Genomic DNA, 11680 nt, shown 5'->3' with positions numbered 1-11680 from the left:
GTATACTTATTATATTTCTAAACCTAGAAAATGTTAACCAATTACTTTTTGAAGACGATTTAAAACTTTTTCTTTTCCAAGAAGTGCAATAGCATTCGGAAGCTCTGGACCATGCGTTTGTCCTGTAGTTGCAACACGGATTGGCATAAATAAATTTTTACCTTTATGTCCTGTTTCCTTTTGAACTGCTTTAATCGCTGCCTTAATTGCTGCTGGCTCCATTGCTTCTAGAGCTTCTATTTGACCAGCAAATGCACGAAGTACTTCAGGTACTTGTTCACCATTTAATACTTCTTGTCCTTCTTCTTCATAATCAACATGATCTTTAAAGAACATTTCAGAAAGCTCTACAATTTCAGCTCCAAAACTCATTTGTTCATGGTATAAAGCAATTACATCACGAATCCAAGCTTGGTCTTGTTCGCTTAAAGTTTCTCCCACACGTCCAGCTTTCACTAAATGCGGTAAGCTTAACTCTACAACCGTATCTAAATCTTGCTTTTTCATATACTGGTTGTTCATCCATTTTAGTTTTTGAGAATCAAATAATGCAGGTGATTTTGATAAACGAGCTGCATCGAACATTTTGATAAACTCATCTTTAGAGAAGATTTCTTCTTCTCCTACCGGAGACCAACCTAGTAGTGCAATAAAGTTAAAGATTGCTTCTGGAAGATACCCAAGCTCTTTATATTGCTCAATAAATTGAATAATAGATTCATCACGCTTACTTAACTTTTTACGACTTTCATTAACAATTAGAGTCATATGACCGAATTGTGGAATATCCCAGCCGAAAGCTTCATAAATCATCATTTGTTTCGGTGTATTTGAAATATGATCATCACCACGAAGTACATGTGTAATTTCCATTAGATGATCATCTACTGCTACTGCAAAGTTATAAGTTGGAATTCCATCTTTTTTCACAATAACAAAATCACCGAAATCATTTGAATGGAACGCAACTTCATCTTTTACAATATCTTTGAATGTGTAGTCACGATCAGCTGGTACACGGAAACGAATACTTGGAATACGTCCCTCAGCTTCAAATTCTTTCACTTGTTCTTCAGTTAATTCACGGTGGTTACCTGCGTAACGAGGTGTTTCACCGCGAGCGATTTGTCCTTCACGCTCTGCTTCTAGCTCTTCTTCTGTCATATAACATTTATAAGCTAGACCACGCTCTAATAAATCTTCATATAATTTTTTATAAATATCTAAACGCTCTGTTTGGCGATATGGTCCAAATTCACCACCAACATCAACACCTTCATCCCAGTCCATACCGAGCCATTTCAAGTATTTTAATTGGCTTTCTTCTCCACCAGCCACGTTACGTTTTACATCAGTATCTTCAATACGAATAATAAATTTGCCATCTAAATGACGAGCAAATAAATAATTAAATAATGCCGTACGCGCATTTCCGATATGTAAGTGTCCTGTTGGACTTGGCGCGTAGCGCACTCTCACTTGCTTTTCCATAATTGGTACACCTTCCATTCTTAATGTCAACACATTCTATAATTGTACACCAAAAAAATGTGATTATCCATCTTACGAATTAAAAACCATTATTTTTTCTGTAATAAAACAACCGCTTGAGAAGCAATCCCTTCTTCTCTACCTGTAAATCCTAATTTTTCTGTTGTTGTTGCCTTTACATTAATGTTATTGATAGACGTTTCTAACAGTTCACTAATGCGCTTACGCATGCTCTCAATATGTGGTGCCATTTTTGGTTTTTGAGCAATAATTGTACAATCTAAATTTCCTAACTCGTAACCTTGTTCACGCACAAATTCCCAAACTTTTTGTAACAATACAGCTGAATCTGCATCTTTAAAAGCTGGGTCTGTATCAGGAAAATGCTTTCCGATATCTCCTGCTGCAATCGCACCTAAACATGCATCAGCAATCGTATGTAACAATACATCTGCATCTGAATGACCAATTAATCCTTTCTCGTGTGGAATTGTAATTCCACCGATAATCAACGGACGCCCTTCCGCAAATTCATGTACATCAAAACCTTGTCCAATTCGAAACATCCTTACTTCCTCCTTAAGCTAAACTACTGAGCTTTATGACTCTATATTATATCGCTATCCTTATAAAGAAAAGCCCGGCTGTTGCCGAGCTTTTCTTTATTAACACATCATCAACGTTATTTCTTCTGAACACGAAGGAAACTTTCAGCAATTAGTAGATCTTCCGGAGTCGTCACTTTAATATTATAGTAACTCCCCTCCACTACACCAACTTGCTTCCCAACGCGTTCTACGAGACTTGCATCATCTGTGCCAAGAAAACAACTTTGCTTTGCGCTTCTATGAGCTTCTAGCAAAAGAGAAACAGAGAATCCTTGTGGTGTTTGTACAGCGTTAAGTTGAGACCGCTCTACCGTTTCTACAACAACACCCTGCTCTACTTTCTTAACAGTATCTTTTACTGGCACTGCACAAATGGAAGCTCCATATTTTTCTGCTGCAGTTAATACATCGCGAATCACTTTATTCGTTACGAACGGGCGCGCCCCGTCATGAACAAGAACATATTCGACACCACTCGCATACTGAAGTGCGTTATATACGCTATCTTGTCTTTCGGCTCCACCCTGAATAAATTGTACCTGCTTTTCAATCTGGTACTTCTGCATCAACTCTTCAAAATACGGGCGTTCTTCTTCGTTAATTGCCATAATAATACTTTTGCACGCTTTATCTTTTTCAAAAGCACGCAATGTGTGCACAATAATTGGTACTTCATCTATAAGTAAAAATAACTTATTTTTACCAGCACCCATTCGTTTCCCTTGGCCCGCTGCCGGAATAATTAATGTATACATATTAATAATCCTCTACTTATAATGCTTTTTCTAGCAATTTACGTTTTGCGAAAATCATACGACCAGCCGATGTTTGTAATACGCTAGTAACAAGTACATCAAGTTGTGAACCCACATACTCTCTACCATCTTCTACTACAATCATCGTACCATCATCTAAGTATGCAACACCTTGATTCTGTTCTTTACCATCTTTCACAACATAAACACTTAATTCTTCACCAGGGAGTACGACTGGTTTAATCGCATTAGCTAAATCATTAATGTTTAACACCGTAACCCCTTGTAATTCAGAAACTTTGTTTAAATTGAAATCGTTTGTTACTACAGTTCCACCAGTGATTTTTGCCAACTTTACAAGCTTGCTATCTACTTCTTGGATATCATCGAAATCGCCTTCATAAATTTCTACCGGAATTGGCATCTCCTTTTGAATACGATTTAAAATGTCTAGCCCTCTGCGGCCACGATTACGCTTTAAAGCATCTGAAGAATCGGCAATATGCTGAAGCTCTTCTAATACGAATTGCGGAATGACAATTGTTCCTTCTAAAAACTTTGTTTGGCAAATATCTGCAATACGTCCGTCAATAATTACACTCGTATCAAGAATTTTCCAATGAGTCGTAGATTTTTCTGCTTCGACCTCTACCTCTTCATTCTCACTATTGTTTTTCTTCTTACCTCCGCGTTGGGGTAATGTAAATAATCCTAGCAATTCATTCCTCTTTTTAAACCCTACTTGGAATCCTAAATATCCAAGTAAAAGGGTGAAGAACACTTGCAACACCGTACTAATAACTGGAATTGTAAATTCACGAATTGGTATCAAAATTAAATATGCAACAATAAGACCAGAGATTAATCCTAATGTACCAAATAAAACATCTGCTACAGGCGCCTTTACAAGAGCCTCTTCAATATGCTTAATAAGTTGAACAATATAATCTACAAGCCAAAATGTTGTTAAAAATAAAATAATTGCACCAATAATTGCACGAACATACGATCCTTCCAACAAAGGAACCGCACCGATATCTAATACATTAATAATTTTTGGGATTAAGTAAATCCCTAACGCTCCCCCGATCACTAAAAAGAAGAGCTGTACAATCCGTTTTAACATCCAACCACCTCCTACTCATTATTAACCATTGTTTCGCTAATCAAAACGCCGAATGCAAAAGCGGACGTGTTTTTTTGTAAATAGTTTTATTTACCAATATATCATATCATATACCAAAAATGTTCTAGTGTCGTTATATTATAGAATCAATGTAATATTCTTAATTGTGTCTACTCATATAGAGATGCTCTTGAATTCTTTTTAGACCTTCTCGTATTTTCTTCGCTCTCACTTCTCCAATTCCTTCCACATCATCCAATTCATTAATAGTTGCTCGGCAAACACCTTGCAATGTTTTAAATCGATTAATTAAATTCTCGATAATAAGTGGCGGAACACGAGAAATCTTGCTTGTGATTCGGTACCCTCTAGGTGTCACACTTTCTTCTAAACTTGTTTGTCCTGGATACCCAAGTAATTTAACTAAATCACTATCCTCTAAAAGTTGTGTATTTGCAAGATCTTGTAACTTTTTCAAGATTTGATGATGGTCTTGTGTTTTCTCCTGGTGATAATCTTTAATTAACAATGCTGCCTCTGCCTCTAAATCAGCTAGTAATTCTGTAAGCTGTAAACGAATTAACCTACCTTCTGTTCCTAGCTCATGAATATAGCTCAATATTTCATTTTTTATACGCAGCACCATTTCAACACTATGTAAAACGTGAACCACCTCGGACATTGTAACGACCTCTTCAAATTCTAGAATACCCAAATTCGTAATGCCGTCATTCCATACAGCCTTATATTTTTCTAGCGTTTGAATTGCTTGATTTGCCTTCGTTAAAATGACACCTATATCTTTTAGTGTATAACGTAAGTTCCCTTGATATAGCGTAATTACATTACGTCTTTGTGAAATGGCCACAACAAGGCTGCCCGTCTGCTTTGCTACACGCTCTGCTGTTCGGTGACGCATACCTGTTTCAATAGAATCAATAGATGAATCCGGAACTAACTGTGCGTTTGCAATTAAAATTTTACTTCCAGTTTCATTTAAAATAAGTGCTCCATCCATTTTTGCTAATTCATATAAACTAGCAGGAGAGAATGCGCAATTAATATGAAAACCACCATCAACAATGCTTTTAATCTGCTCATTATACCCAAGAACAATTAGTCCCCCTGTTTGTGCACGAAGTACATTATCTATCCCTTCGCGCAGTGGTGTTCCCGGGGCCACGAGCTGTAAAATATTAATTATACTTTTGACACGTTGCTTATTTTCTTCCATAGCCTAGCCTCCTAATGTCAAACGAAGCGCTTCTCCTAAATTAGAAACACCTACAACCTCAATCCCCTCTGGAATTGTCCACCCCCCTAAATTTTTTCTAGGAATGATAGCACGTTGAAATCCTAATTTAGCTGCTTCTTGTACACGTTGTTCGATTCTTGATACTCTTCTTATTTCTCCAGTTAATCCAACTTCTCCTATTACCGCATCAGTTGGTGCCGTAGATTTATCTCTAAAACTTGAAGCTATACTTAAGGCAACAGCTAAATCAATTGCCGGTTCATCTAATTTCAAACCACCAGCTACTTTTAAATACGCATCTTGATTTTGTAATAGTAAACCTGTTCTTTTCTCTAGTACCGCCATAATAAGCGAGACACGATTATGATCAATTCCTGTCGCCATTCTTCGAGGATTTCCAAAACTAGTAGGGGAAATTAATGCCTGTATTTCTACTAAAACTGGTCTTGTTCCTTCCATTGAGGCAACTACTGTTGAACCTGCAACTCCAACTGGTCTTTCCTCAAGGAAAATTTCAGAAGGATTTAAGACTTCTGCAAGGCCAAGTTCTTTCATTTCAAAGATACCCATTTCATTCGTAGAACCAAAACGATTCTTTACAGCTCGTAAAATACGATATGTATGGTGTCGATCTCCTTCAAAGTAAAGAACTGCATCGACCATATGTTCTAACATACGCGGCCCCGCAATTGCACCTTCTTTTGTCACATGTCCTACGATGAAAATTGGGATTCCCTTTGTTTTTGCAAGTTTCATTAATTCTGCTGTACATTCACGTACTTGCGCCACGCTACCAGGAGCTGATGTCACCTCAGGTAAATGTATCGTTTGAATAGAATCAATAACAACAAAAGCAGGATTCATCTCTTCAATATGTGCTGCAATACGCTGTAAATCTGTCTCTGATACAACAAATAGATTACTACCATTTACATGTAAACGATCTGCACGAAGTTTAATCTGCTTTGCTGACTCCTCACCTGATATATACAATACATCATATGAAGCATCTGCTAATTGCGAGGAAATCTGTAATAATAACGTTGATTTTCCAATCCCAGGGTCCCCACCAATAAGTACTAAAGATCCATCTACAATTCCGCCACCTAGTACACGGTTAAACTCCTGAAATTTTGTTTCAATACGTGCCTCAGACTTTGTTTCTACTTCTGTAAGACGTCTTGGTTTTGTTACTTCTGTTTGAATTGCATTTGCATAATTTAGGCGTCTGGATGATACAACGGGTTCCATCTCTTCAACAAGCGAATTCCATTGACCACACCCTGGACATTTACCCATATATTTTGGTGATTGATAACCACACTCTTGACATGTGAATTTTGTTTTCTTTTTAGCCATATCTTTTTATATTTCACTTCGCTTTCATCTATAAACATTTGACCTTCTCGTACAAGAAAGAGGGCTATCTCGTAGCCCTCTTAGTTTGTCTATACTTATTTTACCTTTTCAGCACTATGAATGACAAATGTTTCCCCTTCTACATCAAAGATAACTTTTTGTCCTTTCTCAATAGCACCTTTTAAAAGTTCTTCCGATAGTCTATCTTCTACATGCTTCTGAATTGCTCTACGTAGTGGACGAGCACCATATTCACGATCAAACCCTTTATCAGCAATAGCTGCAATCGCCCCTTCTGTTAATTGCAATTCAATTTCTTGTTCTTTTAAGCGATTCACTAACTGATTTACCATAAGAGTCACAATTTCTTGAATATGTTTTTTCTCAAGCATATGGAATACGATAATTTCATCAATACGGTTTAAGAATTCTGGACGAAATGCCTTTTTCAGCTCATCCATTACTTTACCTTTCATATCCGAATAATCACGGCTTTCATCTTGTACGTTAAATCCAAGATGTTTGTTACGTTTTAACGCCTCAGCACCAACGTTAGACGTCATAATAACAATCGTATTACGGAAGTCAACTGTACGTCCTTTAGAATCAGTTAAACGACCATCTTCCAATACCTGTAGTAAAATATTAAATACATCAGGATGCGCCTTCTCTACTTCATCTAATAGGACAACTGAATACGGCTTACGACGAACCTTCTCTGTTAATTGTCCGCCTTCTTCATACCCAACATATCCTGGAGGAGAACCAACTAAGCGAGAAGTTGAATGTTTCTCCATATACTCAGACATATCAATGCGAATCATTGCATCCTCATCACCGAACATAGATTCTGCCAATGCTCTTGCTAATTCTGTTTTACCTACACCTGTTGGTCCTAAGAAAATAAATGAACCAATTGGACGTTTCGGATCTTTCAGTCCTGCTCTTGCACGACGAACAGCTTTCGCTACAGCCACTACCGCTTCATCCTGGCCGATGACACGATCATGAAGAATGGATTCTAAGTTTAATAATTTATCAGTCTCTGTTTGTGCAAGTTTAGAAACAGGGATACGTGTCCATGTAGAAACGACATTTGCAATATCTTCTACCGTAACCTCTGAATTTTCTTTTCCTTGTTGTTCTTTCCACTGACGCTTTGTATCTTCCAATTTCTCACGTAAGCGTTGTTCCATATCACGTAAGGAAGCAGCCTTTTCAAACTCTTGACTTTGTACAGCCGCATCTTTTTCTTTTCGAATTTCCTCAAGATTCACTTCAAGCTCTTTTAAGTTTGGTGGTGTTGTATAAGAACGTAAGCGAACCTTTGAAGCAGCTTCATCAATTAAATCAATTGCTTTATCTGGTAAGAAACGATCCGTAATATAACGATCAGAAAGTTTCACAGCTGCATCAATTGCATCATCTGTAATAGACACACGGTGATGGGCCTCATAACGATCGCGTAAACCTTTCAAGATTTGAGTTGATTCTTCTAGACTCGGCTCATCAACATGAATTGGCTGGAAACGTCTCTCTAAAGCTGCATCCTTTTCAATATATTTACGATACTCATCTAAAGTTGTCGCACCAATACATTGTAATTCTCCGCGTGCTAAAGATGGTTTTAAAATATTTGATGCATCGATTGCACCTTCTGCTCCACCTGCACCGATTAATGTATGAAGTTCATCAATAAATAGAATAATATTCCCTGCTTGACGTATTTCATCCATTACTTTCTTTAAACGATCTTCAAACTCACCACGATATTTCGTCCCAGCTACCACTGTTCCCATATCTAGTGTCATAACACGCTTATCTCTTAACGTTTCAGGAACTTCATTATTTACGATTTGCTGTGCTAACCCTTCAGCAATTGCTGTTTTACCTACACCAGGCTCTCCAATTAACACTGGATTGTTTTTTGTTCTACGGCTTAACACTTCAATTACACGTTGAATTTCTTTACTACGTCCAATAACAGGATCCAAACGATTCTCACGTGCAACAACTGTTAAGTCGCGCGCTAAACTGTCTAGTGTCGGTGTATTGGCATTTGTCGATGAACCACCTTGGTGACCTGAACTTGCCTCGTTACTTCCAAGAAGTTGTAACACTTGTTGTCTTGCTTTGTTAAGGCTGACGCCTAAATTATTTAAAACACGTGCCGCTACACCTTCACCTTCACGGATTAAGCCAAGTAAAATATGTTCTGTTCCAACGTAAGAATGTCCTAGCTTACGCGCTTCATCCATAGATAATTCAATAACTTTTTTAGCACGAGGTGTATAATGTACAGTTTGAGAAGCTTCTGTTCCACGTCCAATTAACGCTTCTACCTCTTTTTGCACTTTCTCCGGGCTCAATCCAAGAGCAATTAACGCTTTTGCTGCAATTCCTTCACCTTCGCGTACAAGCCCAAGTAAAATATGTTCTGTTCCAATATTATTATGCCCAATGCGAATTGCTTCCTCTTGAGATAAAGCTAATACTTTCTGTGCTCTTTCTGTAAATCTTCCAAACATCATAGAAATCGCCTCCTACTTGCGCTTAGTTTTTTTCAATACGTAATCGCTCACGGATTAAGGTTGCTCTTCGATAATCTCTTTCTTCTGGTCCTAAAGGTCCTCCTGCGTATTGTTGTAAAATACCTGGTTGCGTAAGAACCATTAGCTCAGTCAAAATATTTCTCGATATACCTTTTATATATCCTAGATCAATACCAAGTCGTACATCCGATAAGCAAGTTGCCGCTTCTGCAGATTGAATTAAACGACTATTTGCTAGTATACCGTAAGAACGATAAACCTTATCTTCAAGCTCAATACTCGAATTTTGTACAATTAATTCTCTGGCCAATTTTTCTTGTTGTATAATTTGCTGCATGACACTCTTTAAATCTGCAATAATATCTTCTTCGGATTTCCCTAGCGTCATTTGATTTGATACTTGAAATATATTACCTAACGCTTCGCTACCTTCACCGTATATTCCTCTTACTACTAAACCTAATTTTTGAATTACTTGTATAATACGGCTAATTCTTTTTGTTAAAACCAGCCCTGGTAAATGAATCATTACAGAAGCTCTTAATCCTGTACCAACGTTAGTAGGACAACTCGTAATATATCCAAGTGATTCATCAAAAGCATATTCAACCTCTTTCTCAATCCAATTATCTATTTGATTGGCGCTTTGAAGCGCCTTTGATAACTGTAGTCCTGGAAATAGGCACTGAATCCTAATGTGGTCTTCCTCATTAAGCATCACACTAATGTGTTCGCTTTCTGATAACAGACATGCTCCATATTCAGTCCCTGCTAGATTTGGACTAATTAAATGCTTTTCGACTAAAACTCTCCTTTGAAGAGGCGTTAATTCATTCATTTTTAATAGTCCAAACTTCCCAAAGGGCTCTACCGCTTTATTTATAAATTTCTTTTTAAATAATTCTTGAACCTTTTGAGCTTCCTCTTCGTTTTGCATAGTAGAAAATTGATATTGCTTAAAATTACGAGCCAAACGAATTCGACTACTTAAAACAATATCAGAATCAGGGCCATCCCCCTTCATCCATGGACTAATCGCTTCATTCATAATTTTGTCCAGTGACATAGAACTACTCCCCCTCTCTATGCTCACTAAGCTGAGTTTCAAGCCCTCGAATTTCATCTCTTACCTCAGCAGCTTTCTCAAACTCCTCATTCTGTACATATTGTTTCAGAATAAGTTTTAGTTCATCTAATTCTTTCTTTAAGTGGATATTTCCTTCCATTCGTTCCGGAATTTTTCCACAATGTTCTGTATGTCCACCATGAAGTCGCTTTAACAATGGGTTTAAGTGTCCTTTAAATGTATCGTAACAAGAAGCACAACCAAAGCGTCCCACCTTTGTAAAATGTTCATATGTCATCTTACAACCTGGACATCTTACTGTATTTGTATTTGAAAACCCATTTTTTCCTTCTCCAAACATTGTTGATTCACCGTGTAATAAACCAGCAAATACATCATGAAATGAAAAGTTAGACTGTGATGATTGAAAGAAAGGCGTATAGCCACTTTGCTCCGCACATTGCTCACAAAGATGAACTTCCGCCTTCTTCTCGTTGATTACTTTTGTATAATGTAAAGTTGCTGGTCTTATATTACAGTTTTGACAAGTCATCAATATCCCCACCTTTACAACAGGAACGATCTACCTCATGATACTTTTCATACATTACTAGATTGTCCTCTTTCCTTAATCCATTTAGATAAAAGTACATGCTCTTTTTCAAAACTTCTACAATATTTAACTGCCCTATCTTAATTATCATTCTTTTACAAAAGCTGTATTTATTTATATTTCAGTGTTCTTAACATTGCGCATAATATTCGAGCCCTAAGTTCATCTCGAGAAGGAATATCCATTGATAATACAGAACGATCTAGTACACTTAACATTAGTTTTGCTTCACGGCCTGTTATGATTCCCTCTTCTAATAAACGTATAATCATACTCTCTGCATTCCCTTGTGCAACGCTATGATCAATCATATGAAGCATTTGATCAATAATGTCTATATCATCATGCAGTTTGACTTTTATAATGCGAATGTAACCTCCTCCACCACGTTTACTTTCTACTACAAATCCTCTTTCTAATGTAAAACGGGTATTGATTACATAATTGATTTGAGATGGTACGCACTCGAATCGATCCGCAATCTCATTTCTTTTGATTTCAATCACATTATTATTACTTAAGTCAATAACTTGCTTTAGATATTGCTCAATGATATCAGATATATTTCTCATTTATCCGCCACCTTTATTGACTTTGACTATCTTTGACTTTAATTATATACGTATTAATAAAATTTGCAACTCTTTTGCTTATTCACTATCCTAGCCACATTCCCCTGCATTTAATCAAAATAGTAATTATTTAAGCACATTTTTTTAATTACTATGGATTATAAAAGAAAACACGAAAAAACACGAGTCATTTGACTCGTGTTTAGTTGCTTGGCGACGTCCTACTCTCACAGGGACAAGGTCCCAACTACCATCGGCGCTAGAGAGCTTAACTTCCGTGTTC

The 11680-nt window shown here is 37.1% G+C and carries 10 protein-coding genes; all 10 read right to left on the bottom strand.

The features are described from left to right. Positions 1 to 33: 33 nt before the first annotated feature. Entirely contained in the window at positions 34 to 1491 is a 1458-nt protein-coding gene (gene gltX, locus HFD78_RS26345) for a glutamate--tRNA ligase (protein ID WP_000415143.1), read from the bottom strand. A gap of 89 nt (positions 1492 to 1580) precedes the next feature. Then, positions 1581 to 2057 carry a 2-C-methyl-D-erythritol 2,4-cyclodiphosphate synthase gene (gene ispF, locus HFD78_RS26340; RefSeq protein WP_000488388.1) on the bottom strand — a complete coding sequence of 159 codons (477 nt, stop codon included), beginning with the start codon at positions 2055 to 2057 and terminating at the stop codon, positions 1581 to 1583. Between the two features lie 116 nt (positions 2058 to 2173). After that, entirely contained in the window at positions 2174 to 2854 is a 681-nt protein-coding gene (gene ispD / locus HFD78_RS26335; RefSeq protein WP_000288286.1) for a 2-C-methyl-D-erythritol 4-phosphate cytidylyltransferase, read from the bottom strand. A gap of 16 nt (positions 2855 to 2870) precedes the next feature. Next, positions 2871 to 3980 carry a PIN/TRAM domain-containing protein gene (locus HFD78_RS26330; protein WP_000919677.1) on the bottom strand — a complete coding sequence of 370 codons (1110 nt, stop codon included), beginning with the start codon at positions 3978 to 3980 and terminating at the stop codon, positions 2871 to 2873. A gap of 160 nt (positions 3981 to 4140) precedes the next feature. Continuing rightward, entirely contained in the window at positions 4141 to 5214 is a 1074-nt protein-coding gene (disA, locus tag HFD78_RS26325; protein ID WP_000392158.1) for a DNA integrity scanning diadenylate cyclase DisA, read from the bottom strand. Between the two features lie 3 nt (positions 5215 to 5217). Continuing rightward, a complete protein-coding gene (radA, locus tag HFD78_RS26320) occupies positions 5218 to 6594 on the bottom strand; it encodes a DNA repair protein RadA (protein ID WP_001085202.1) in 1377 nt (458 codons plus the stop codon). Positions 6595 to 6689: 95 nt separating this feature from the next. Continuing rightward, the gene (gene clpC / locus HFD78_RS26315; protein WP_000971187.1) at positions 6690 to 9125 is read right to left on the bottom strand and encodes an ATP-dependent protease ATP-binding subunit ClpC; all 2436 of its coding nucleotides are present in this window, start codon (positions 9123 to 9125) and stop codon (positions 6690 to 6692) included. 22 nt (positions 9126 to 9147) lie between these two features. Continuing rightward, complete coding sequence (mcsB, locus tag HFD78_RS26310) at positions 9148 to 10212, bottom strand: protein-arginine kinase McsB (RefSeq protein ID WP_000050842.1); 1065 nt, start codon at positions 10210 to 10212, stop codon at positions 9148 to 9150. A gap of 4 nt (positions 10213 to 10216) precedes the next feature. Further along, entirely contained in the window at positions 10217 to 10765 is a 549-nt protein-coding gene (gene mcsA / locus HFD78_RS26305) for a protein-arginine kinase activator protein McsA (RefSeq protein ID WP_097814229.1), read from the bottom strand. Between the two features lie 170 nt (positions 10766 to 10935). After that, entirely contained in the window at positions 10936 to 11397 is a 462-nt protein-coding gene (gene ctsR, locus HFD78_RS26300) for a transcriptional regulator CtsR (RefSeq protein ID WP_001244565.1), read from the bottom strand. Positions 11398 to 11680 lie beyond the last annotated feature (283 nt).

The sequence above is a fragment of the Bacillus sp. EKM501B genome, assembly GCF_011800505.1.
GTDB classification, from domain to species: domain Bacteria; phylum Bacillota; class Bacilli; order Bacillales; family Bacillaceae_G; genus Bacillus_A; species Bacillus_A cereus.
The sequence above is the reverse complement of the archived record's forward strand: the minus strand, read 5'-3'. Positions and strand labels throughout refer to the sequence as shown.